Annotated in this window: 23 protein-coding genes and 1 riboswitch; of the genes, 5 read left to right on the top strand and 18 right to left on the bottom strand. The window is 66.6% G+C overall.

From position 1 onward, the window contains the following. Positions 1-87: 87 nt before the first annotated feature. The 4 genes from CFB18_RS05570 to CFB18_RS05555 all read right to left on the bottom strand — a co-directional run bounded on the left by CFB18_RS05570 (position 88) and on the right by CFB18_RS05555 (position 1,824). Positions 88-606, bottom strand: coding sequence for a type II toxin-antitoxin system VapC family toxin (locus CFB18_RS05570; protein ID WP_088570815.1), 519 nt, complete (start codon positions 604-606; stop codon positions 88-90). Between the two features lie 3 nt (positions 607-609). Continuing rightward, positions 610-921 carry a hypothetical protein gene (locus CFB18_RS05565; protein WP_088570814.1) on the bottom strand — a complete coding sequence of 104 codons (312 nt, stop codon included), beginning with the start codon at positions 919-921 and terminating at the stop codon, positions 610-612. 123 nt (positions 922-1,044) lie between these two features. Further along, positions 1,045-1,509, bottom strand: a complete 465-nt coding sequence (locus tag CFB18_RS16505; RefSeq protein WP_088570813.1) for a type II toxin-antitoxin system VapC family toxin — start codon at positions 1,507-1,509, stop codon at positions 1,045-1,047. A gap of 90 nt (positions 1,510-1,599) precedes the next feature. Then, positions 1,600-1,824, bottom strand: a complete 225-nt coding sequence (locus CFB18_RS05555) for a hypothetical protein (RefSeq protein WP_088570812.1) — start codon at positions 1,822-1,824, stop codon at positions 1,600-1,602. 209 nt (positions 1,825-2,033) lie between these two features. Further along, positions 2,034-2,205, top strand: a riboswitch (FMN riboswitch). A 301-nt stretch (positions 2,206-2,506) separates the two neighbouring features. On the opposite strand from CFB18_RS05555, the gene CFB18_RS05550 reads away from it, so the two are divergent. Genes CFB18_RS05550 through CFB18_RS05540 form a run of 3 tightly spaced genes read left to right on the top strand, consistent with a single transcriptional unit; the run spans position 2,507 to position 5,139 of the window. After that, positions 2,507-3,283: an ABC transporter permease gene (locus CFB18_RS05550; RefSeq protein ID WP_159461593.1), complete on the top strand. Its 777-nt coding sequence runs from the start codon at positions 2,507-2,509 to the stop codon at positions 3,281-3,283. A gap of 51 nt (positions 3,284-3,334) precedes the next feature. After that, entirely contained in the window at positions 3,335-4,345 is a 1,011-nt protein-coding gene (locus CFB18_RS05545) for an ABC transporter substrate-binding protein (RefSeq protein ID WP_088570810.1), read from the top strand. Then, positions 4,342-5,139, top strand: coding sequence for an ABC transporter ATP-binding protein (locus CFB18_RS05540; RefSeq protein ID WP_088570809.1), 798 nt, complete (start codon positions 4,342-4,344; stop codon positions 5,137-5,139). Before CFB18_RS05545 ends, CFB18_RS05540 begins: the two co-directional genes overlap by 4 nt. An 85-nt stretch (positions 5,140-5,224) precedes the next feature. Here the strand turns inward: CFB18_RS05540 and mnhG are convergent, their stop codons facing one another. The 10 genes from mnhG to CFB18_RS05490 form a co-directional block, all read right to left on the bottom strand. Further along, the gene (gene mnhG, locus CFB18_RS05535; protein ID WP_088570808.1) at positions 5,225-5,827 is read right to left on the bottom strand and encodes a monovalent cation/H(+) antiporter subunit G; all 603 of its coding nucleotides are present in this window, start codon (positions 5,825-5,827) and stop codon (positions 5,225-5,227) included. Then, a complete protein-coding gene (locus tag CFB18_RS05530; protein WP_088570882.1) occupies positions 5,824-6,087 on the bottom strand; it encodes a cation:proton antiporter in 264 nt (87 codons plus the stop codon). The genes mnhG and CFB18_RS05530 overlap by 4 nt, the downstream gene beginning before the upstream one ends. Continuing rightward, the gene (locus CFB18_RS05525) at positions 6,084-6,569 is read right to left on the bottom strand and encodes a Na+/H+ antiporter subunit E (protein ID WP_088570807.1); all 486 of its coding nucleotides are present in this window, start codon (positions 6,567-6,569) and stop codon (positions 6,084-6,086) included. Before CFB18_RS05525 ends, CFB18_RS05530 begins: the two co-directional genes overlap by 4 nt. Before the next feature lie 21 nt (positions 6,570-6,590). Further along, a complete protein-coding gene (locus tag CFB18_RS05520; RefSeq protein WP_088570806.1) occupies positions 6,591-8,045 on the bottom strand; it encodes a Na+/H+ antiporter subunit D in 1,455 nt (484 codons plus the stop codon). 10 nt (positions 8,046-8,055) lie between these two features. Next, positions 8,056-8,409 carry a Na+/H+ antiporter subunit C gene (locus tag CFB18_RS05515; RefSeq protein WP_088570805.1) on the bottom strand — a complete coding sequence of 118 codons (354 nt, stop codon included), beginning with the start codon at positions 8,407-8,409 and terminating at the stop codon, positions 8,056-8,058. Between the two features lies 1 nt (position 8,410). Continuing rightward, positions 8,411-8,818, bottom strand: coding sequence for a Na+/H+ antiporter subunit B (locus CFB18_RS05510; RefSeq protein ID WP_088570804.1), 408 nt, complete (start codon positions 8,816-8,818; stop codon positions 8,411-8,413). A 46-nt stretch (positions 8,819-8,864) separates the two neighbouring features. Then, positions 8,865-11,168, bottom strand: coding sequence for a putative monovalent cation/H+ antiporter subunit A (locus CFB18_RS05505; protein WP_088570803.1), 2,304 nt, complete (start codon positions 11,166-11,168; stop codon positions 8,865-8,867). A 390-nt stretch (positions 11,169-11,558) separates the two neighbouring features. Next, on the bottom strand, positions 11,559-12,362 hold the full coding sequence (locus CFB18_RS05500) for an amidohydrolase family protein (RefSeq protein ID WP_088570802.1): 804 nt from the start codon (positions 12,360-12,362) through the stop codon (positions 11,559-11,561). Beyond that, a complete protein-coding gene (locus tag CFB18_RS05495) occupies positions 12,322-12,555 on the bottom strand; it encodes a hypothetical protein (protein ID WP_088570801.1) in 234 nt (77 codons plus the stop codon). The genes CFB18_RS05500 and CFB18_RS05495 overlap by 41 nt, the downstream gene beginning before the upstream one ends. Positions 12,556-12,663: 108 nt before the next feature. Then, complete coding sequence (locus CFB18_RS05490; protein ID WP_088570800.1) at positions 12,664-12,885, bottom strand: amidohydrolase family protein; 222 nt, start codon at positions 12,883-12,885, stop codon at positions 12,664-12,666. Positions 12,886-13,419: 534 nt separating this feature from the next. Between CFB18_RS05490 and murI the strand changes: the two genes are divergently transcribed. Both murI and CFB18_RS05480 read left to right on the top strand, forming a co-directional pair. Then, positions 13,420-14,253, top strand: a complete 834-nt coding sequence (gene murI, locus CFB18_RS05485) for a glutamate racemase (protein ID WP_088570799.1) — start codon at positions 13,420-13,422, stop codon at positions 14,251-14,253. 232 nt (positions 14,254-14,485) lie between these two features. Beyond that, positions 14,486-15,445 (top strand): aldose epimerase family protein, encoded by a 960-nt coding sequence (locus CFB18_RS05480; RefSeq protein WP_088570798.1) that lies wholly within the window; start codon positions 14,486-14,488, stop codon positions 15,443-15,445. Between the two features lie 79 nt (positions 15,446-15,524). On the opposite strand, the gene cas6 is transcribed toward CFB18_RS05480, so the two are convergent. The 4 genes from cas6 to topA are packed head-to-tail and all read right to left on the bottom strand — an operon-like array spanning position 15,525 to position 21,215. Next, positions 15,525-16,379 (bottom strand): CRISPR system precrRNA processing endoribonuclease RAMP protein Cas6, encoded by an 855-nt coding sequence (gene cas6 / locus CFB18_RS05475; protein WP_143597530.1) that lies wholly within the window; start codon positions 16,377-16,379, stop codon positions 15,525-15,527. A gap of 58 nt (positions 16,380-16,437) precedes the next feature. Beyond that, the gene (locus CFB18_RS05470; RefSeq protein WP_088570796.1) at positions 16,438-17,853 is read right to left on the bottom strand and encodes a DUF512 domain-containing protein; all 1,416 of its coding nucleotides are present in this window, start codon (positions 17,851-17,853) and stop codon (positions 16,438-16,440) included. A gap of 25 nt (positions 17,854-17,878) precedes the next feature. Continuing rightward, positions 17,879-19,000: a DUF711 family protein gene (locus tag CFB18_RS05465; RefSeq protein ID WP_088570795.1), complete on the bottom strand. Its 1,122-nt coding sequence runs from the start codon at positions 18,998-19,000 to the stop codon at positions 17,879-17,881. 34 nt (positions 19,001-19,034) lie between these two features. Next, positions 19,035-21,215, bottom strand: a complete 2,181-nt coding sequence (gene topA / locus CFB18_RS05460; RefSeq protein ID WP_088570794.1) for a type I DNA topoisomerase — start codon at positions 21,213-21,215, stop codon at positions 19,035-19,037. Between the last annotated feature and the right edge of the window lie 24 nt (positions 21,216-21,239).

Raw genomic sequence — 21,239 nt, 5'->3', positions numbered from 1 at the left:
TCTTGATCTCCCCTTCCCACCTCATCGGGCACCTTCGCGCTCGATCCATCCCATCGGACCAAAGGCAAAGCCCCAACCGAATGCGGGTCATGCTGGGCTTCCAGAAGGGCCCGGGATGTCCTCCGGGGCGACGTGGTCGAAGGGGTTATCGGTGGGGAGGCCCTCCGCTCGAGCAGCAGCCAGAAGCACCGCGTCCCCGCTGACAAAAATCAGGGGAAGCTCGAAAGCCGCCAGAATGCGGGCATATCGCAAGGCGACAGCCAGCTGAACAGCATCATAGGCTTTAAGGGGGTATTGCTGGGTCAAATCCGCAGCATATTCCAGGTCAGCGGTAGCCAATGGTAGAACCGCATATCTGGAGACAAACTGGCTCACAAAACGCCGATATTCTCGGTCCCGCTGGGCTCTCCGGATCCGTCCGGTGCGTTCGATCACCGCCAGCCCTGCTGCAACTTCCACACGAGTGATTTCGGCAACGAAAACGGTGTGAACCCATTGGGCGGTCTCGGGATCTCGGGCTTCCACAAGATAACGAACCCAAGTGCTTCCCGGCTCTGTCACATAATATTTGACGAGCGCGCTGGCATCAAAATAGTAAAAGGCCATGCTTTACCGGCGGCTCTCCATGATGATCCGGCTGAGGGGTGGGTCCAGGACCAAGCGATGCATCAGGCGAATGTGGGCCTCCTTCTCTTCTTCCGGCAACGCCTCCCACTCGGCGGCCAGCCGCCGCTCCTCCGGCGTCGGCTCCCGGATCAGCCCCTGGGACCGCAGCCAGGCGATGAGATGCTGGGGGTCGGGCAGCACACCCGGCGTCGGCGGGGGGACCTCCGGCTCCTCCCCCGCCAACTGCCGCACCCGCCGCTCCAACCGCTCTAACCGGGCCCGCAGCTCCAAAAGCTCCAGCTCAACTTTCCCCATCAGATGCCTCCACCCTCTATCATACCCTCAGTCCGACCAAAGACCAAACTCCGACCCGATGCGGGTCATGCTGGACTTCCGGAAGGGTCCGGGATGTCCTCCGGGGCGACGTGGTCAAAGGGGTTATCGGTGGGGAGGCCTTCCGCTCGAGCAGCAGCCAGAAGCGCCGCGTCCCCGCTGACGAAAATCAAGGGGAAGCCCGAAAGCCGCCAGAATGCGAGCGTATCGCAAGGCGACAGCCAGCTGAACAGCATCGTAAGCCTTCAAGGGGTGGCGCTGGGTGAGGTGGGCGGCGAACTGAAAGTCCGAAGTCCGCACCGGAAGGGGATAGAAAACCTCGCTGGCGATATCCCGCATAAAAGCCCGAAAAGCCCCATCGCGCGCCTTGAGAGAAATCCGCCCTCTCCGGTGAAGGACAGCAAAGGCTGCCGCGCATTCCACGATGCTGGCTTCGGAGATCCAGATCGGATGGGCTTGCGCGCCGCTGTCGGGCAACCGGGCGTTTATCAGGCCCCTCACCCAGGCGCTGCCGGGCTCTCGGATGTAGTATTTCACCAGCGCGCTGGCATCCAGGTAATAAAGGGCCATCCTCAACGACGGTTTTCGATGATGATGTCACTGGCCATCGGCCCCGGAGGCAAGTGGTCCAGCTCCCGTCGGATCGCCTCCTTCTCTTCTTCACGGCAGCGCCTCCCATTCGGCGGCCAGCTGCCGCTCCTCCGGCGTCGGCTCCCGAATCAGCCCCTGGGCCCGCAGCCAGGCGATCAGATGCCGGGGATCCGGCAGCACACCAGGCGTCGGCGGAGGAACCTCCGGCTCCTCCCCCGCCAGCTGCCGCACCCGCCGCTCCAACCGCTCCAACCGAACCCTCAGCTCCAACAGCTCCCGCTCCACTTCCCGCATCGAACACCTCCACGCCCTATCATACCCCCAGCCCGACCAACGACCAAATCCCAACCGGATGCAGGTCACGCCAGATATCCGGAAGCGGCCCGGGCCTTCGCTGACCCACTGCCGGCAGGTTCGAGCGGCGACGGGCAGATCGGCGGGAGGGAGAGTTTGACGGCGCGGGAGCCTCCGTCCTATACTATCCACAGATCCAACCGAATCGGCACGACCTGCGGGGCAGGGTGAGGCCGCTTTCGGGCGGCCAATTCCCGACCGGCGGTGATGGAGGGAGCATCCGCTCGCCTCCTCAGCCCGCGAGCCGAGGCCCTCCGGCCGAGGCAGGACACCGGTGAAAGTCCGGGGCCGACCGTATAGTCGGGATGGGAGCAGGTGGCGTTCCCACGGCGCGCCGCGCATGGGTGTGGCCTGCCCTGAAGGCATTCCTCCCACGCCTTCGGGGTTTTCGTTCTACGACCATGCGCGGCGGAGGTTCTGCCCTGCCCCCGAAGGTCTATCGCCTTCGGGGGTTTTTGTTCCGCCGGTGGGAGCAACCCGGCCCGGGGATGTTAGTATCCCCCGGGTGCGTGGGATTTCCCTGCCCCGAAGGTCTTCCGCCTTCGGGGCGTTTTGTTTTCCATCGCCCAGGATCGAGCGCATGGTTCCAGGGCGATCTTCTATCCGGCGAGGAGGTCCGGGGATGAGCCTGAAAGAGATCGGAGTTCGCCTCGGCGCGCGAGGTTCCATCTGGCTGCCCCGGGCGGGCGCGGCGGCCCTTTTCCTGATCCTGTGGAGCCTCATCGTCCGCCTGGGGGATTACCCGCCCTTCATCCTCCCCGGGCCGGAGCGGGTGGCCGCCCGGCTGTGGGCGCTGGCCGTTGAGGGGACCCTCTGGCGGCACTGGGCGGCCACGGCCCTTGAGGTCAGCCTGGGGCTGGGCCTGGGGGTGACCGTGGGCCTCCTGCTGGCTTATCCCCTGGCCCACTGGCGGCTCTTCGAGCGGCTGGTGGCACCGTATCTGGTGGCCTCCCAGGCCGTCCCCATCGTCGCCGTCGCGCCGTTGCTCATCATCTGGTTCGGGCCGGGGTTGCTGGCCCGGGTCCTGGTCAGCGCCCTCATCGCCTTCTTCCCGGTGCTGATCTCCGCCATCGCCGGCTTCCGCCAGGTCCCGCCGGAGTGGCGGGAGCTGTTCCGCAGCCTGCAGGCCACCCGCTGGCAGACTTTCCGGAAGCTGGAGTGGCCGGCGGCCCTGCCGGTGATCTTCGGGGGGCTGAAGATCGGGGCCACCCTCTCGGTGATCGGCGCCTTCGTGGGGGAGCTGATCAGCGCCGACCGGGGGATCGGCTTCCTGATCAAGCAGGGCCAGGGGCTCTACGACACCCCCCTGGTGTTCGGAGGGATCCTGCTGCTGGCCTCCCAGGCTCTGCTGCTCTACGGCCTGCTCACCGGGCTGGAGCATCGCTGCCTGCGCCGATAATCCGCCCGCGGGGCGGATCATCCATCATCCCACCTTACCGGAGGTATCCCGATGTCCCAACGACGCCTGTTCCTCGTCGGCGGCATCCTGGCCCTGACCGCGTGTCAGGCCCTGGCGGGCCCGCCCGGCCCAGCCACACCAACCCCCATCCGGCTGCCCATGGGCTACATCGCCAACGTCCAGTTCGCTCCCTTCTACGTGGCAGTGGAGAAGGGCTACTTCGCCCAGGAGGGGATCCAGCTCTCCTTCGATTACAGCTTCGAGACCAACGGGGTGCAGCTGGTGGGGGCCGGACAGCTCCCCTTCGCCCTGGTGAGCGGCGAACAGGTGCCTCTGGCCCGAGCCCAGGGGCTGCCCGTGGTGATGATCGCTCAGTGGTATCAGCGCTACCCCATCGCCGTCTTCGCCCGGGCGGAGAAAGGCATCCGTGCCCCACAGGACCTGCGGGGGAAGACCGTGGGGCTGCCCGGCTTCTTTGGGGCCTCATATGTGGGCTTCAAAGCTCTCCTCTACGCTACGGGGATCCCCGAGGAGGAGGTGCGGGCGGTGGACCTGGGCGGCTTCACCCAGGTGGCGGCGGTCCGGGAGGGGAAGGTAGATGCCGCGGTAGGCTACATCAACAACGAGCCCCTGGTGCTGCGGCGGGCCGGCCTGGATGTGACCGTCATCGACGTGGCGGATCACGCCGACCTGGTGGGCAACGGCATCCTGACCAACGAGCGGACGATCCGGGACCAGCCGGACCTGGTGCGGCGGTTCCTGCGGGCGTTCCTGCGCGGGCTGCGGGATACCCTGCGGAACCCGAAGGAGGCCTTTGAGATCAGCAAGAAGTATGTGGAGGGGCTGAGCGGGGAGAACGAGGCGGCCCAGTGGGAGGTGTTGCAGGCCACGCTGCCGCTGTGGCAAGCGGAAGTGCCCGGCCGCTTCGACCCCCGGGCCTGGGAGGTGATGACGCAGGTTCTGGTCCGGATGGGCCAGCTGAAGGAGCCCGGGGACATCCATGCGGCTTACACCAACGCCTTTGTGGAGGAGCTCTGGCCTCTGGTGGAGCGCGGGCGATGACCGAGGGGCCGATCTTGATCGGGCGCGGGATCGCGCACTGTTACCGGACCGACCGGGGGGAGGTGTGGGCCCTGCGGGAGGTCTCCCTCGCGCTGCGGCCCGGAGAGTTCGTCTGCCTGGTAGGGCCCTCCGGATGCGGGAAGACCACCCTGCTGCGCATCCTGGCGGGCCTGCTGCGCCCGACGCAGGGGGAAGTTTGGTTGATGGGCCAGCCCCTCCGGGGACCGGATCGGCGGATCGGGATCGTGTTCCAAAAGGACTCGCTGTTGCCGTGGCGGACGGCGTTTGAGAACGTGCGGTTGCCGCTGGAGCTGAGCGGGCAGAGCGGGCCGGAGGCGGAGCAGCGGGCGCGGGCGTGGCTCCGGCAGGTGGGGCTGGAGGGCTTCGAGGACGCTTACCCCCGGGAGCTCTCCGGTGGGATGCAGCATCGGGTGGCCCTGGCCCGCGCCCTGGCCGCCGACCCGGAGATCCTCCTCCTCGATGAGCCCTTCGCCACCCTGGACGCCCTGACCCGGGAGCGCTTAAACGAGCTCCTCCTTTCCCTCTGGGAGCGGCAGCGCAAAACCGTGTTGATGGTCACCCACGATGTGCACGAGGCCGCCCGGCTGGCGGACCGGGTGCTGGTGATGCGGCCGCGCCCCGGGGCGATCGTGGCGGAGATCCCGATCTCCCTCCCGCGGCCCCGGGGCGCCGACCGCTGGTCCCACACCGCCTTCTTGGAGACCGTCTGGGCCATCCGCCAGGCCTTGGGGGACAGCACACATGAGGAGGAAGAAAACGAGGGAGGAGGCTGATCGGCCGTCCTCCCCCTGTCTGCAGGCCTCTTGCTCAGATTCCTCTAAGGGAAGCGCCGAAGCGCTGGGACGATCGCTTTCCGAATCATCCCCCTATAGCTTTGGCCGCTTCGCGCAGCTGCTCCGGTGTCCCGATCAGGATCAGCTCATCTCCGGGAAGAAGTCGGACATCCCCATCCGGATTTGGGATAACGTAGGATCCCCTGCGGATCGCCAGCACGGTTGCCCTGTAATGTCGACGCAGCCCGGTTTCCGCCAGCGTCTTCCCTGCGAAGGCGGACCGGTGGGAGATCTGCGCTCGCATGAGCAGGAGTTGCGGCTCTAGCTCAGGGAGAGCGAGAGACTCCAGCTCATGAGTGCGAAGGTCGTAGTGGCCCTGCAATTCGTTCACCACCGTTTCTTTGCATAGTGGGACTCCAGCGAAATACGAGGCGCGTCCGATCATGTGAGCGGCAACGGGCGTGGTCAGAAGAACCAGGGCGATGACAGCCAGGGCGCGGGTGAGCACCTCCAGTTCGCCGAAGTGGATCGCCACCCCCAGCATGATGGATCCGATGCCCAGGGTGGCGACCTTTGTGGTGGCAGACATTCGGGTATAGAGATCCGGCATCCGCAGGATGCCGATCCCACCCAGCAACATGAAGGCTGCTCCGATCATGATCAGGGTGCCGCTGAGGATCTCCCTCATGGCCCCGCCCTCCGCTCCAGATAGGAGGCAAAGGCGATGGTTCCCAGGAACCCGATCAGGGCCAAGACGATGGCCACATCCAGCAGGACAGGCAGGCCCCAGACCATGGCATAGACCGCGATGATCCCGATCGCCAGCGTTCCGATCAGGTCCAGCGCGATGACCCGATCCGAGAGGGTGGGGCCGTAGGCCAAGCGGACGAAGGCCAGGACCATAGCCAAGCTCATCACCAGCAGCGCGATCCATGCTATTTGGGTCATCCCGACCATCGCATGACCTCAAGAAGCCGACGTTCAAGCCTTTCTTTGATTTTATGACGGACCTGATCCGGCTGCTCTCCGAGCTCCACCACATGGATATACAGCACTTTTCGATCCGCTGACACATCGATGCTCAGCGTGCCCGGAGTCAGCGTGATCAGATTGGCCAACAAGGTGATCTCCGCATCAGTCCGCGCATCCAACGGGATGGCAATAATGCCAGGACGCAACTGATACCAGGGATTTATAACGATATAAGCTATTTGAATGTTGGCTTTTATCACCTCAAATATAAAAAATAGCACAAAAAATATCGCCTGAATCGCCTTCTTGAAGTATAAAGATGGCTCCAGCACCCACTGGGCCAGCCATAGGGTACCGAAGCCAATCGCGAAGCCCAGCGCGAAGTTGGCTACGTTAAACTGCCGGGTGAGCACGACCCATGCCAGCGCCAACAGCAGGTTCATTGCCAGCGTTTTCATGCAGGCCTCCCCTCTACATCTCTACATCCCCAGCAACTGCTCGGCAGCCCGCATGCTGAAGACCAGCAACGGGCCAGCGGCCAAGCCGATGAGGATCGTCAGGAGCGCCAGTCCTGCGGTGGGTAGCCAGAGGGCTGTGGGCACAGAGCGAGTGGGCGGGGGATCGTCTTCCCCCGACGGTTTCCAGAAGGCCTCGTTCCAGATCTTCATCATGGAGAAGAGGGTGAGCAGGCTAACCCCTAGGGCGACCGCCACAATGGCGAACTGCCCGGCTTCCAGCCCGGCCCGGACCAGCGCCAGCTTGGCGAAGAATCCTGAGAGGGGTGGAAGCCCCGCCAGGGAGAGAGCGGGGATCAAGAACAAGAAAGACACTCCCGGATGGGCGCGGTATAGCCCCCCAAGATTTTTCAATTGATGAGTGCCCCGGAGATGCAAAACCATGCCACTGATGAGGAAGAGGTTGGTCTTGACGATGATGTGGTGAATGATATAGAAGATTGCACCACCTAGGGCCAGAGGGGTGAGCATCCCCAACCCCATCACCATGTACCCAATCTGGCTGATGATATGAAAGGAGAGAATGCGGCGGACCTCCATCTGAGCCACCGCGCCCAGCACGCCCGTGACCATCGTCAGCCCAGCGATGATCAGAATGAGGGTGTGGGTATACCCCACGTCCTGCACGAACAATCGGGTGAAGACCCGGATCAGCGCGTAGACCCCCACTTTGGTGAGCAGGCCGGAAAAGAGGGCGGAGACGGCTACGGGCGGGGTGTGATAGGAGGCCGGGAGCCAGAAGAAGAGGGGAAAGACAGCAGCCTTGATGCCGAAAGCGACCAGGAACATCAACGCCAGGGCGGTCATCAGGCCCGGCGAGCTCACCCGCCCCAGCCGATGGGCCAGATCCGCCATGTTCAGCGTGCCGGTCACCCCATAGAGGATCCCCACCGCCGCCAGGAAGAGGGCCGAGGCCATCAGGTTCAGGGTGACGTATTTGATGCCCCCTTCCAGCTGAGCCCGTTCTCCGCCCAGCACCATCAGCACGAACGAGGCGATCAGCATCACCTCAAACCAGACGTACAGGTTGAAGATGTCGCCGGTGAGGAAGGCCCCGCACACGCCCATCAGGAGGATATGGAAAATCGCATAGTATCCGAACTGCTCGCGATCAGGATCCATGCTCCCAAGGGAATAGACGGCAACCGCCAGGCCGATCAGCCCCGCCAGGATCACCATCGCGGCGCTGAATAGATCCGCATAGAGGGTGATGCCGAAGGGGGCGGGCCAGTTCCCCACCTGCAGGGTTTGAACGCCGTCCCGCCACACCGAATCCAGCAGCATTACTCCCGCCCCCAGCAGGCCCGCGGTGCCCAGAACGCCCATCGCCCGCTGGAAAGGCCGCTGGCCCCACGCCAGGAGGGTCGCGACGGCGCTCAGAAAGGGGATCAGGATGGGGAGGATCAGCCAGAGGCCCATGGCCGCCGCGCTACGGATTGAGGTCCGTGTTCCGCATATCGTCTAGGTCATCGGTGCCTACCGTCTGATAGGCCCGCTTGACCAGGACGATGGTGAAGGCGTGCACGCCGAAGCCGATGACGATGGCCGTCAGGATCAGGGCCTGCGGGACGGGATCGGCGAAGGGTCCGATCAGGATATCCGCGTCCGCTGGAATCAAGGGCGGGCGGCCCCGGACTACGCGCCCCAGGGTGAAGACGAGCAGGTTGGCCGCCTGGCTCAGCAAGGCCAACCCGATGATCAGCTTGACGATGCTTCGCCGCATGAGCATGTAGAGGCCAGCGGCATAAAGCCCGCCGATGACAAAGGCCAGGAGGGTCTCCATCTCACTCCTCCGCCAAAGAGAAGATGATGGTCAACATGACTCCGATCACCACCAGATAGACGCCCACATCGAACAAGAACGGGGTGCCGAATTTCCCTAACACCGGCACCGGCGTTTCCAGCCACATCCCGGTCATGAAGGGTCGTCCATGGAACACAGACCAGAGTCCGCTGCCGACGGCGACCATCAGGCCCAGGCCGATGAGGACACGGGGATCCAGGCCCAGAGTCCGGCGGGCCGCCAGCACACCGTAGGCAATGGCATAAAAAGAAAAAGCCGCCGCGACAATCAGCCCTCCCGCGAAACCACCGCCTGGCTCGTTGTGACCTCGCAACAGGATGAAGAGGGAAAAGAGCAACATCAGCGGGAAAAGATATCGAACCGCCGTGGATAGGATCAGCGAGAACATCCGGCGTCCTCCTCCAGCCGGTGATCTCCCCCCTGTGGACGGCGCCTCATTTCTGCGTTTTCTCCAGCCGGAGCCGGAGCAGTGCGTAAATGCCGATGGCGGCCACCGCGAGCACTGTGATCTCCCCTAAAGTGTCCAGCCCGCGGAAATCCACCAGGATGACGTTGACCACATTGCGACCGTGCGCCTGCGTCCAGCTATTCTCCATGAAATAAGCGGCCAATTGGGACTCGCGAGGGATGGCCAGCGCAGTCAGCACGAGGACGGTCATCATGCCGCCGGCCAGAAGGGCGATCAGGGCATCCCGGACGCGCGCCTTCCGGGTGGACAGCGGGGCAAAGCGCGGCAACCGGTAGACTATCAGGACAAACAGAATCACCGTCAGGGTTTCCACAGCAAACTGGGTCATCGCCAGGTCCGGCGCGCTGAAGAGGACATAGAAAAGGGCCACACCGTAGCCGATGGTGCCCAGGGCCGCCGCCGCGGCCAGCCGCGAAGAGGTCACCGTGGTCATCAGCGCGGCGGCCAGGATGGTGACAGCGATGATCCATTCGTGGGGTCGGACATTCCGAAGCTGGCCCAGCACTTCGATCTCCCCACCCCGCAGGAGCAGGGTGGATCCCACCAGCCCAACGGTGGTGGCGATGAGGACCATCAGGTAGAACCGCAGGTAGCCGTTCTGAAGCAACCGTGTCTGAAGCCGGGCGACTCCGTTCAGGCCTGCCAAGAGCAGGCCATATCCGCCCTGCGGACCCCATCGATCGATGGCCTCCCCCAGCCAGCTCGTCCGGTGCCAGAATCCCCGCGCGGCATAGGCAAAGGCGCCGACGCCGAGGGTCAGCCCACTTAGCGCGAGAACAGGGCTGATTCCAGGCCACAGCTTCAGCTCTAGCGCGGTCGCTTCGGGCCGTATGGCACGGACGGAGGCGGACAGAAGCGGCTCGAGGAGGGCTTTGGGGAAAACGCCCCCAACGAGGCCGGCCGCCGCCAGCAGCAACGGACCAATGAGCATACCGAACGAGACCTCGTGCGGCTTCTTCGACAAGGCGGCACGGCGCCCGAGGAAGGGACCTATCGCCACGATCCCCGCCACCGCCACCAGGAACCCGTTCGCTAGAACCCCGGCGATCAGCGCCAGAACCCCCGGGGGAGGCGCATGAAGATGAGCTTCATAAAGCACCTCCTTGCTGATGAAACCCAGGGTCGGCGGAAGCCCAGCCATGGAGAGCCCGGCCAGACCGGCGGCGACCGCGGTGGCAGGCATCGCCCGAGCCAGGCGGCCCAACTGCGTCACATCCCGGGTGCCCGTCTCGTGGTCCACCGCTCCGGCGACCAGGAAGAGCGCGCCCTTGTAAAGCGCGTGGGTCAACAGGAAAAGCATGGCAGCCTTGACAGAGGCGAGGGTGTCCAGCCCTAGCAGCAGGATCAGCGTGCCGAGGGCGCTGATGGTAGAGTAGGCCAGGATCCGCTTCAGATCCCGCTGCCAGAGCGCCATCAGGGCACCCAAAAGCATGGTGATCATCCCGGCCCCGGTGACCAGGGAGCGCCAGGCCTCGCTTCCGCCCAGAACCGGGGCAAGGCGAGCCAGAAGATACACGCCCGCCTTGACCATGGTGGCGGAGTGCAGATAGGCGCTGACCGGCGTGGGGGCTTCCATGGCATTGGGCAGCCAGAAGTGGAAGGGGAACTGGGCCGACTTGGCGAAGGCCCCGATCAGAATCAGCACTAAGATCGGGAGATAGAGCGGATGCCCCTCAATCGTCCGCCCGCTGCGGATCAGCGTGGAGAGCTCCGAGCTTCCCCCCACCTGGGCCAGCAGCACGAGCGCGGCCAGCAAAGCCAGCCCCCCCATTCCGGTCACCAGGAGCGCTTGGAGCGCCGCCGAGCGCGCGGCCTCCCGCTCATGCTCGAAGCCAATCAGCAGAAAAGAGGCCAAGCTGGTCAGCTCCCAAAAAACAAACATCAGAAACAGGTTATCCGCAAGGACCAAACCCAACATAGAGGTCTCGAAAAACAAGAGGTAGATGTAGAAGCGATCCAGATGTGGATGTCCGTTCAGGTAACGACCAGCATATATCGTGACCAGGGCACCGATGCCACAGATGAGGAGCGCGAAGAGAAGGCTCAGCCCATCCAGATAGAAGGAAAGGGAAACCCCCAGATCAGGGACCCACGGATAAGAGACGACCACCGTTCGCCCCGCGGCGATCGATCCAAGAAAGCGGGCGAAATACAGGGCGAGCCCAGCGGGGAGGAGCGCAAGAAGCCAGCCGGAGGCCCCGCGCGACAGCCGGACGATCCCCGGCGCGGCAATGGCCAGCGCAAATCCAGAAAGGACCGCTGCGATCATGGTCGCATGCCCCGGGAGCTCTGAGGTGAAGATCGGGCTTTCTTGAGAGCATGTTCATCCCGCGCGGATTCACCTGAAGGGTTGGCTGAGCGGTGCCCATCAGATCGTCACCCACAACCATCCGCGCCATGCCTCAACCATCCCATCGGCCCGTTGGTTTCCGAGATTATACATCAAGTTCGCGTTTCCGAAAAGCCCCGAGCGCCGAAGTCGGACACGCCGCATGAGCGACCCGTTGTGGGAGCGCAAGAGAAACGATCATCCAGCAGGGCAGCAAAGCGCATCTGCCTCGAGGACCTGTCGGCGCATGGGGGATGCGAAGGGGAGTGGGGAAACCGTCTGCGGGTGCAGGAGTTTAGGGCCCGCAAGGGCTGCACTTCGCGGACGCCCTCATCCCACATATCGCCGCATTAGCCGCATCGGGGCGCCGACCATTCGGAAGGCCCGCCGTTCCGCCTCGTAGCGGATGCGCTCCTCATCCAGGGTCATTAGCTGGCCATCCCACAAGAGGGGACGGCCATCGCAGAAGACATAGCGGACATCTGATGGATGGCTGGCATAGACGATGTTCGCAGCCAGACTGTGGCGTGGGAACGAGTGGACGTCTCGCGTGTCCAGCAGGATCAGGTCGGCGGGGGCGCCGGGTTTCAGGACGCCGCTCTCAACGAACCCGAGGGCGCGCGCGGCTTCCTGCGTCGCCAGCCGCAGAAGCAGATGATGCGGGAAGGCCGCCGGGTCACCGACCCGGTTCTTGTGCACCAGCCCGGTGATGCGCAACACCTCCAGCATGTTCAGATCGTTGTTCGAGGCCGGGCCATCCGTCCCCAGGGCCACCCGCACCCCCGCGTTCAGGAAGCGATCCAGAGGGGCCATCCCCATGGCCAGCTTCATATAGGTCTTCGGGGTGTGGGCGACATAGACCCCCTTCTCCGCCAAGATGGCCAGGTCCTCATCGGTGACCACGATGCAGTGGGCGGCGAGGGTGGGATGCTCGAAGACGCCCAGCTCCGCCAGGTGGGCCACCGGCGTCCGACCGTAGGCTCGCAGGGAGTTGCGCACCTGCTCCTCCGACTCCGACACATGGAGGTGGATGCCCACGCCGAGCCGCTCCGCCTCCCGCACGACGCGGCGCAGGAAATCCGGCGGACACATGTTAAGGAGAGTGGGGGCCCAGCGCGCACCGGATGCGGCCATCGGCGGCGCCGTTCCACTCCCGGATGAAGGCGACGGTGTCCTCCAGCCCCGCGCCGCCCACCTCTTGCTCCGCGCCGAGGCCGAACTGGCACCAGGCCAGGAGGGCCTTCATCCCGGCCTCCGCCACCACGCGGGCCACCTGATGCATCCAGAAGTAATGGTCTGCGAACCCAACGATGCCGCAGCGGATCATCTCGCAACACGCCAGCGCCGCGCCCCAGTAGACGTCCTCCTCTTCCAGCGCGGATTCGGCGACCCAGATCTTCTCGTTGAGCCAGCGGTCGAAGGGCAGATCCTCCGCCTATCCCCGCTCCAGGGTCATCGCCGCATGGGTGTGGGCGTTGAAAAAGGCCGGAAGGGCCACATATTCCCGGCCATCGATGATCTGATCCGGGGTGAAATCCGGCGGGACTGCCCCGATGGCACGGATCCGCCCATGCTCGATGGCGATATCCACCTCGGGGAGAAGGTCATGCACGCCATCCAGCGGGATCGCGGCAACCTGGCGGATCAGCAGGCGCATCACACCCCCCGCGAATCGAAGTCACAGGGCATTATAATAAAGGGTCTGGCTGTTCGCACGAGTGGGACAAGGAGGGGCTGTCCACGAATGCAAACACGAATGCACGAATGGGTGTGTGCACAGGGACTCCAGGGATCGAATCCGTGGATTCGTAGATGGTCCCCCGGATGGAGCCCGGCGAGGGACTGGGAAGATCCATGCTTGTTCCTGACGTCGGCGTCCGAAGTTCGAGCGCATCCCGAGGGCGAGCGCGGAGAGACCGCCCATGGATGGGACGTGAGCGTTTGAGCAGGAGCAGCTTCCGCTGGGGGGATCGAAGGTGAAGGTTTGGGACGAAAGCCCCTCCTCACAGTAGGCCGAAATTCATTCGGGCATCTATTCCTACCTAAGATGAGAGTGGGGTAGATCAAAGACCGAGGGTTCGGGGTGAAATCCCCGCCAAAATGTTTGTAGGAGCGGCTTCAGCCGCGAACCCTGCGCCATCGAAGACATAAGGTTCGGAGCGAAAAACCTCTCCTGCGCAGGAGCGGAACCGTGAAAGCCCCTGTGCCGGCGGTGGGGATCTTCGATTCGGGGGTCGGAGGGCTCTCGGTGTGGCGGGAGCTCGTTCGGCTGGCCCCGCAGATCCCTACCCTTTATGTGGCCGACCAGGCCCACGTCCCCTACGGCCCGCGGCCGCCGGAGGAGATCCGGCGGTTCGCCGAGGCCATCACGCGCTTCCTCCGGGACCATGGCGCACGGGTCATCGTCCTGGCCAGCCACACCACCTCGGCGGCCGCCCTCTGGCCGCTGCGGGAAGCCTTCCCCGAGATCCCCTTCGTCGGCATCGAGCCGGCGGTGAAGCCGGCCGCCGCCCGCACCCGAAGCGGGGTGATCGGAGTGCTGGGGACCTTCGGCACGCTCAACGGCCCGCTGATGGCCCGGGTGGTGGAGCGGTTCGCCCGGGACGTCCGGGTGGTCCCCCGGGTCTGCACCGGGTGGGTGGAGCAGGTGGAGGCCGGGCTCCTGGAGGGCCCGGAGGCGGAGGCCCGCGTCCGCATCCATCTGGATCCGGTCCTCCAGGCAGGCGCCGACGTCCTGGTGCTGGCCTGCACCCACTACGCCTTCCTCGCCCCGCTGATCCAGCGCCTGAGCGGCCCGGAGGTCCTCCTGATCGACCCCGCGCCGGCGGTGGCCCGACGGGCCCTGGAGGTGTGGCGCGTGCAGGCAGGCGAGCTGTCCCAGTCCTCCGAGCCGACGGCCCGCTTCTTCACCACTGGGGATCCGCTGCGCTTTCAGGAGCAGCTGCACCGGCTGATCGGCTGGGAGGGACGCGTGGAACACCTCCACTGGGACTTCCCAAAGCGGTCCCTCTCATTGGAGGAGTGAGGGCAAGCGAAGGGGTATCCTCCTGACAAGGAGCTGGGGGAGCGCAACATCTGGGCGCATCCGAGAGGCTGCACGAGGCGCTTCGAGGCGAGGAGGGCGGCGTGATCGCACGGGGTTTCGGCTAGGAGTGACCGATCCGGGAGACGGAGCGGGTGATCGGCCGCTTCGAGGATCCGGAGACCGGATTCCTCTTCGTGCTCCCTGTCTTGGAGGTGCGGGGCCTCCGCCGGCCATGAGCGCGCTGCGGATCGAGGAAGGGGAGGAAGGGGGACTCCGGGCGCTGCGGGTGACGAACGGGCCTCTGACGCTGGTTGTGGTGCCGGAGCTGGGGGGCAAGATCGCCGCGTGGGAGGACCGGCGGCGGGGGGTCTCCTGGCTGTGGCGCAACCCGTATCTGCCGTGGCGCCGGCCGGACCCCGGGGCCTCGTATGTGGCGGCCTTCGACCTGGGGGGATGGGACGAGTGTTTCCCCTCCGTGGCCCCGGGGGTTTATCCGGCGGAGCCGTGGGAGGGGACGCCCCTTCCCGATCACGGGGAGCTGTGGTCCCAGCCCTGGGTGGTGGAGGCACGGATCGAAGGGGAGCGGCTCTTCGTCCGCGGGCGCGTCGAAGGGCGCCTCCTGCCGTATCGCTTCGAACGCCTCCTGACGCTGGAGGCGGATCGCCCTTCGGTGCATTTGCGCTATCGGGTGGAGAACCGCTCGGAGCACACCCTGTATTTCCTGTGGGCGGCACATCCTTTGTTCCCCCTGGAGCGGGGGATGCGGCTGCTGCTGCCGGGGCCGGCGGCAGGGCGGGTGGCGGCGGCGGTGGGCCTTTCGCCGGTGGCCACGACCTTTGAGTGGCCACGGTTGCCGACGACGGGGGGCGGGGTGGACCTGCAGGAGCCGGACCCGGCGGGGGGTTGGGCCGTGAAGGTGTTTCTGCGGCCGGCGGCGGCGTGGGCGCGTCTGGCGCGACCGGATGGGGCGTGGTGGGAGGTGCGCTGGCGGGGTCCGGTGACCCATCTGGGGTTATGGATCAACGCGGGGGGCTGGTCGGGAGCAGGGACGCCGCCGTATCGCAATCTGGCGCTGGAGCCCGGGATCGGGGCGCCGGATGACCTGGCGACGGCCGTGAAGGAATGGGGGGCCTTTGGCCTGCTCCCCCCGCTGCAGGAGGCGGAGTGGTCGCTGACGGTGACGGTGGGATAAGGTTTCAATGCCATCACGGCGTTCCTGCTCCCTCACCACGGAGATCCGCAGAAGGTTTTTGAGCAGTAAGAATTGGAATTCAGGCTCCAGCATCCGGCCCGGGGCGCTCTTCCTCCCGCAGGGCCCGCGCCTGGCCCATCCCCATCCCGGTCAGGATCCCCACCCCCGCATACCGGGCGAACTCCGCCAGCATATGCAGCATGGCCTGCAGATACCGATCCTCCCCCAGCACCCGATATCTCACCTGCCCGACGCACCCGATGCGCACCCCCTCCTTCACCCGCACCGCCCGGCTCGACAGATCGAACCGGGCCACCCCCACCCGCGCCGCCACCATCTCCCGCAGAACCTCCGGCAGCACCGCCGGCGCAAACCGGTTCCACTTCTCCATCAAATGCCCGAACACCGCCTCCGGAACCGGCAGCGGGTTCCACCGCTCCCCGTCCCGAAAAGCCGTCGGCGAGGTGAACTGCAAGGTCACCTCCCGGGGCCACGCCCGCGGCCCCCGCCCATGCCGCGCGATCAGCTCCTCATACGTCGTCCACCCCGCCCACGGATCCCCCTCCCGGATCACCCGCTCCACCCGGAAGGGCACGCCCTCCAGCTCGATCCGCTCCCCCTCCCCCCACAGGACGCCTCCCTCCGGATCGATGAGCGGGGCCAGCTCCGGCCGATAGGCCGTCACCCGCAGGCGATACACCCGCCCCGGGTCCACCGCCTCCCCCTCCCGGGGCCCCATCAGGGTGGAGCAGGTGAGGCCCGACGGCCCCTCCGCCTCATGCACTTCCGCGGCCCGCGCTGCATCCCGTTCCGCCAGCCGCCGCAGCACTGCCCCATACACGGCGTATCCCAGCCAGCGGGGCAACGAGGCGGCCCGCTCCGGCCGCACCTCCCACACGACGCTGATCAGATCCATCGCGCTTCTCCCCCGCATCTTCATGCCTCCGTCCTGACCCCCGCCGGCGCTCGCGGGCGCCCGCTCGGGGATCCTCTCATCCGCCCTTGAAGAGTCCCTCGGCGTCCGGATCGAAGCGCTCCGGGCCGTGCCCGTTGAGCAGCCTCAGAACCTCCCGCATGGTGCGGGCCAGCCCCACCGGCCGGCCCAGAGCCTTCGCGATGTCCCACGGGGTGCGATCGTCGAGGGAGATCCCATCCGGGTGGTCGAACATGATCCGAGGGAGCACCACCAGCTCCCCTAACGGGCGCGACCTCAGCTGGGCGATCACGTCCTCCGCCATCAACAGCCCCGCCACGGTGATGGTCTCCCCCAGGCGGGTGTTGACCACCGGGACCACCTCCAGGGCCGTCCCGGCGCGCCGGTTGAAATCCCGGACGACCTTCTCCAGAACCGGCGCGAAGAGGGTGGCGGTGACCAGCGTCGCCCGCCTCCCGGCCAGATCGCGAGGCCGCCGCCGGTCCAGCAGCCGCTTCACCCGCCGGTAATCCTCCAGGAAGTCCCGGACCATCCCCAGCCCGTTCTCCTGCAGCTGCAACCCGTCGTAAGCCCGCTTGGAGGGAACCGGACGCCCGAGGGAGAGATACCACTCGTCGGTGGCGTAGACGAACCCCACCCCGAGCTGTCGACGGAAGGCCCGCTGCCAGGCGTGGACCGCCCGCAGCACCCGTCGCGCCTCCTCCCGGGTGTTCGGCCGCACCCCGTAGCGCTGGAAGCGGGTCACGCCCACCGGCACCACGCTCACGGAGCGCACGTGAGGCCACAGGGCCGCCAGGTCGAACACGCTGCGCTCCAGGATCTCCCCATCGTTCAGCCCGGGCGTCACCACAATCTGGGTGTGCATCTCGATGCCGTGCTCCGCCAGCCAGCGCAGCTGGGCCATGATGTCCGGAGCCCGAGGGTTGCGCAGCGCCCGTCGACGGACCTCCGGGTCGGTGGCGTGGACGGAGATGTAAAGCGGGGAAAGGCGCTGCTCGACGATGCGCCGCCAGTCGCGCTCGGCCAGGTTGGTCAGGGTGACGAAGTGCCCATACAGGAAGGAGTAACGGTAATCGTCGTCCTTGATGTAAAGCGTGCGGCGCATGCCCTTCGGGGTCTGGAGGACGAAACAGAAGGGGCACAGGTTGTTGCAGCGGCGGATGTCGATGTCGAAGGTCGGATGGGCGAAGGCCAGCCCCAGGGGCTCTCCCTCCTCCCGTGGCCCGCCCAGCCGCAGTAACCGCCCGTCCCGCCGCACTTCCATCACAACGTGATCCTCCGCGGCGTAGAACTGAACGTCGATGATGTCCTCCACGGGATGCCCGTTGACCCGCAGCAGCAAATCCCCCGGCCGGATCCCCACCCGCGCGCCCCAGCTATCCGGGTCGACCGACCGGATGAGCCCCGCGGTCTCCGGGGGGCGGGGCCGTTCGGGGACGCAGAACTCCGGCGGGACACGAATGGGACGGGACATGGATGCCTCCGGGAAAGGATCCCTTTCAACACATGCCCGGATCCGGGACCGTTAGGACGGCGGAGGGGGCCAGGTAGGCGAAATCGAAGCGAACAGGATCCCCGGGCTCGCGGCCGGGGATGGGCATCAAGCGGGCGGTGAGGGGCTTGCGGAGCCGCTCGCTCAGCGCCCGCAGGTCCTCCAGGATCCGGATCAGGGCGCCCTCCGGCGTCGAACCGGGGAGCGGGACGGTGTCCAGCCCCGTCCCGCAGACTGCGGAGTAGAGCAAGAGATGGGGAAGGCCGAAGGTGCCCTCGGCGGCCCGCCGGGCGAGGACAGCATCCTCCAGCACCGGGAGCATCACCCCGCAGAAGCCGGTTCGGGGGAAGTCCGCGGCGTGGAGGGCGGCCGCCAGCCCGGCGACGGCGGCCAGGGTGCCGGACGCCCCGAAGGGAACCCCGCTGAGGGCTTCGATGGCCATCCCGATGCTGCGCTCAGGCTCAGGGAAGGGCGCCAGGGAGAAGTCGACGCCGGCGAAGCGGGCGCCGAAGGCGGCGGCGATCGGCCGGAGCAGGGCGCCGAGCTGCCGTCCGATAGCCTCCACCCGAGCCTGGATCATGGCGCAGGCTGCCGGAGGGTCCTGGGCGGCCCGGGCGGCCTCGACGGCGAGATCGGCGGCCTCGGTGGCCAGGGCGAGGGCCATGGGGCCGCCGTCGTGGTAGGCGGCCGGGAAGAAGGGGCACAGCGGGGGCACACCGGCCAGGGCGGCGAACCGGAGGTTGGCGAAGCCGTCCGGGGGGATGGCCGCGTTCTCCCGGATGACCCGCGCGGCCGCTCGGGCGTCCGCCCCCCGGCTCAGGGCGAGGGCGGCGAAGACGCTTCGGGTCTCCGCGAGGAGGCGTGGGATATGCGGGGCCAGCGGCCCTACAGGGCCCACGCTGAGGTAGTCGAAGCCGGCCTCCTGCGCCAGGGCCTCCTGCGCGCGGGCGCGGGCGAGGAAGGCCTCCGGCGCCTCCGAAGGCTCGGGCGGGGGCAAGGCCAGCCGGAGGGTCTGGACCTCGTAGCCGGCCGCCGCGAGGGCCTCCTGCGCCGCCCGGGCCAGGGCCCCGGCCCGGCGGATCTCTTCCTCCGTGGGACAGCTGAACACCGTCACCGCACGGATCCGCATTGGTCCACCTTTCCCTGCCCGCAAGTGACCTTCCCTACGCGCCTTCCCCGGCTTCCTCCAGCTCCAGCTCCGCCAGCGGCACGACGGCCTCGCATTTGAGGCAGCGGGCGTTCTCCCGATCGTCCTGGACCAGGAGGCCGCCGCAATGCGGGCATCGAGCGGTCAGGGGGCGCTTCCAGGTGGTGAAGTTGCAGGTCGGCCAGTTGCTGCAGCCGTAAAAGGTGCGCCCCCGCTTGCTCTTCTTCTCCAGCAGTTCCCCGCCGCACTGTGGACATGGCACCCCCAGCTTGTTGAAGAAAGGCCGGGTGTAGCGGCACTCCGGGAAGCGGGTGCACCCGACGAACTTCCCGAACCGTCCGTAGCGGATTTGCAGCGGGGCGCCGCACTCCGGGCACTGCTCGTCCAGGACCTCATGGTCCAGGGAGACCTTCTGGATCCTGGCCAGGGCCTCCTGGAGCCGCTGCTCGAAAGGCCCGTAGAAGCGCCGCAACACCTCCACCCAATCCTCCTCCCCGGCAGCGATGCGGTCTAGGTCCTCCTCCATCCGGGCCGTGAAGTTGACGTCCATGATGTCAGGGAAGTGCTGGACCAGCAGGTCGGTGACGGTGATCCCCAGGGGGGTGGGGACCAGGCGCTTGTCCACCCGCTCCACATAGCCCCGCTGGAAGAGGGTGGAGAGGATGGGGGCATAGGTGCTGGGCCGGCCGATGCCCAGCTCCTCCAGGGTCTTGATCAACGAGGCCTCCGTGTAGCGGGGCGGCGGCTGGGTGAAATGCTGCTCCGGGAGCACCCGCCACAGCCGCAGCCGCTCGTTGGGCTCCAGGGGCGGCAACAGCCCGCCGCCCTCTTCCTCCTCCTCCGGCTTGACGTCCTCCTCCCGGGCCTCCTCGTAGACCACCAGGAAGCCGGGGAAGCGGATGGCGGAGCCGGTGGCCCGGAAGAGATAGCGGGGGTTCTCCAGGGCCTCCAGGGGGATCTCCCCGTCGGCGATCAGGGCGCGGGGCACGGCCACGATCTCCACAGTCATCGTGTCCAGGATGGCGGGGGCCATCTGGCTGGCGATGAAGCGCTTCCAGATCAGCTCGTAGAGGCGATACTGATCGCGGTCCAGGTAGGGCTTCACCGATTCCGGTGTCCGGAACACGGAGGTGGGCCGGATGGCCTCGTGGGCCTCCTGGGCGATGCGGGCCCGGGTCTTGTAGACCGGAGGCTCCGGCGGCAGCAGGTGTTCCCCGTAGGCCTGGGCGATGAAGCGCCGCGCCTCCTCCTGGGCCAGGGGGGAGACGTTCGTGGAGTCCGTGCGCATATAGGTGATGAGGCCCACGGAGCCTTCCTCGCCCAGGGGCAGGCCCTCATAGAGCTGCTGGGCCACGGCCATGGTGCGGCGGGCGGTGAAGCCCAGGCGGCGGGAGGCCTCCTGCTGCATCGTGCTGGTGGTGAAGGGCGCCGCCGGCCGCCGCCGCCGCTCCCCCTTCTTGACGCTGACCACGACGTAAAGGGCGTCCTCCAGCTCCGCCACCAGCGGGCGCACCTGCTCCTCGTTCTTGAGGTCGGGCTCGGCACCCAGATAGCGGACCAGCCGGGCGCGGAAAGCGCGCTCGTCGTCCAGTTTGGAGAGCTCCACGGCGATGGTCCAGTATTCCTCGGGGACGAAGGCCTGGATCTCCCGCTCCCGCTCCACGATCAGCCGCAGCGCCACCGACTGGACCCGGCCGGCGGAGAGGCGGCCGCGGACCTTCTCCCAAAGCAGGGGGCTCAGCTTGTAGCCCACCAGCCGGTCCAGGATGCGCCGGGCCTGTTGGGCGTGGACCAGCTGCATGTCGATGCCGCGGGGATGGGCGAAGGCCTCCCGGATCGCCGGCTCGGTGATCTCATGGAAGACGACGCGGCGGAGCTTGGAGGCTGGGATGTCCGCCACCTCGGTCAGGTGCCAGGCGATGGCCTCCCCTTCCCGGTCCGGGTCAGTGGCCAGGTAGACCTCCTCAGCCTCTTTGACCGCCTGTCGCAGCTCCCGCACCACCGCCTGTTTCTCTTTGGGCACGCGGTAGGTGGGCTTGAAGTTGTTCTCGATGTCCACCGCCAGCTGGGATTTGAGGAGATCCCGCACGTGCCCGATGGAAGCCTTCACGGTGAAGCCCCGGCCCAGGATGCGGCCCACGGTGCGGGCCTTGGCCGGGGATTCCACGATGACCAGCCGCGTCCCTTTCTCCGCCATCCTGACTCCCTCCCGTCGAATGAA

It is taken from the genome of Thermoflexus hugenholtzii JAD2 (assembly GCF_900187885.1).
Classification (GTDB): Bacteria; Chloroflexota; Anaerolineae; order Thermoflexales; family Thermoflexaceae; genus Thermoflexus; species Thermoflexus hugenholtzii.
The sequence above is the reverse complement of the archived record's forward strand: the minus strand, read 5'-3'. Positions and strand labels throughout refer to the sequence as shown.

Coding starts and splice junctions, on each gene's coding strand:
- CFB18_RS05500 (WP_088570802.1), bottom strand. CDS start 12,362: ATGGCCGCATCCGGTGCGCGCTGGGCCCCCACTCTCCTTAACATGTGT.
- mnhG (WP_088570808.1), bottom strand. CDS start 5,827: ATGAGGGAGATCCTCAGCGGCACCCTGATCATGATCGGAGCAGCCTTC.
- CFB18_RS05510 (WP_088570804.1), bottom strand. CDS start 8,818: ATGTTCTCGCTGATCCTATCCACGGCGGTTCGATATCTTTTCCCGCTG.
- CFB18_RS05550 (WP_159461593.1), top strand. CDS start 2,507: ATGAGCCTGAAAGAGATCGGAGTTCGCCTCGGCGCGCGAGGTTCCATC.
- CFB18_RS05505 (WP_088570803.1), bottom strand. CDS start 11,168: ATGATCGCAGCGGTCCTTTCTGGATTTGCGCTGGCCATTGCCGCGCCG.
- cas6 (WP_143597530.1), bottom strand. CDS start 16,379: ATGCGGGGGAGAAGCGCGATGGATCTGATCAGCGTCGTGTGGGAGGTG.
- CFB18_RS05540 (WP_088570809.1), top strand. CDS start 4,342: ATGACCGAGGGGCCGATCTTGATCGGGCGCGGGATCGCGCACTGTTAC.
- CFB18_RS05490 (WP_088570800.1), bottom strand. CDS start 12,885: ATGCGCCTGCTGATCCGCCAGGTTGCCGCGATCCCGCTGGATGGCGTG.
- CFB18_RS05480 (WP_088570798.1), top strand. CDS start 14,486: ATGAGCGCGCTGCGGATCGAGGAAGGGGAGGAAGGGGGACTCCGGGCG.
- CFB18_RS05515 (WP_088570805.1), bottom strand. CDS start 8,409: ATGGAGACCCTCCTGGCCTTTGTCATCGGCGGGCTTTATGCCGCTGGC.
- topA (WP_088570794.1), bottom strand. CDS start 21,215: ATGGCGGAGAAAGGGACGCGGCTGGTCATCGTGGAATCCCCGGCCAAG.
- CFB18_RS05565 (WP_088570814.1), bottom strand. CDS start 921: ATGGGGAAAGTTGAGCTGGAGCTTTTGGAGCTGCGGGCCCGGTTAGAG.
- CFB18_RS05520 (WP_088570806.1), bottom strand. CDS start 8,045: ATGGGCCTCTGGCTGATCCTCCCCATCCTGATCCCCTTTCTGAGCGCC.
- CFB18_RS05470 (WP_088570796.1), bottom strand. CDS start 17,853: ATGTCCCGTCCCATTCGTGTCCCGCCGGAGTTCTGCGTCCCCGAACGG.
- CFB18_RS05495 (WP_088570801.1), bottom strand. CDS start 12,555: ATGATCCGCTGCGGCATCGTTGGGTTCGCAGACCATTACTTCTGGATG.
- CFB18_RS05530 (WP_088570882.1), bottom strand. CDS start 6,087: ATGACCCAAATAGCATGGATCGCGCTGCTGGTGATGAGCTTGGCTATG.
- CFB18_RS05465 (WP_088570795.1), bottom strand. CDS start 19,000: ATGCGGATCCGTGCGGTGACGGTGTTCAGCTGTCCCACGGAGGAAGAG.
- CFB18_RS16505 (WP_088570813.1), bottom strand. CDS start 1,509: ATGGCCCTTTATTACCTGGATGCCAGCGCGCTGGTGAAATACTACATC.
- CFB18_RS05555 (WP_088570812.1), bottom strand. CDS start 1,824: ATGCGGGAAGTGGAGCGGGAGCTGTTGGAGCTGAGGGTTCGGTTGGAG.
- CFB18_RS05545 (WP_088570810.1), top strand. CDS start 3,335: ATGTCCCAACGACGCCTGTTCCTCGTCGGCGGCATCCTGGCCCTGACC.
- CFB18_RS05570 (WP_088570815.1), bottom strand. CDS start 606: ATGGCCTTTTACTATTTTGATGCCAGCGCGCTCGTCAAATATTATGTG.
- CFB18_RS05525 (WP_088570807.1), bottom strand. CDS start 6,569: ATGAAAACGCTGGCAATGAACCTGCTGTTGGCGCTGGCATGGGTCGTG.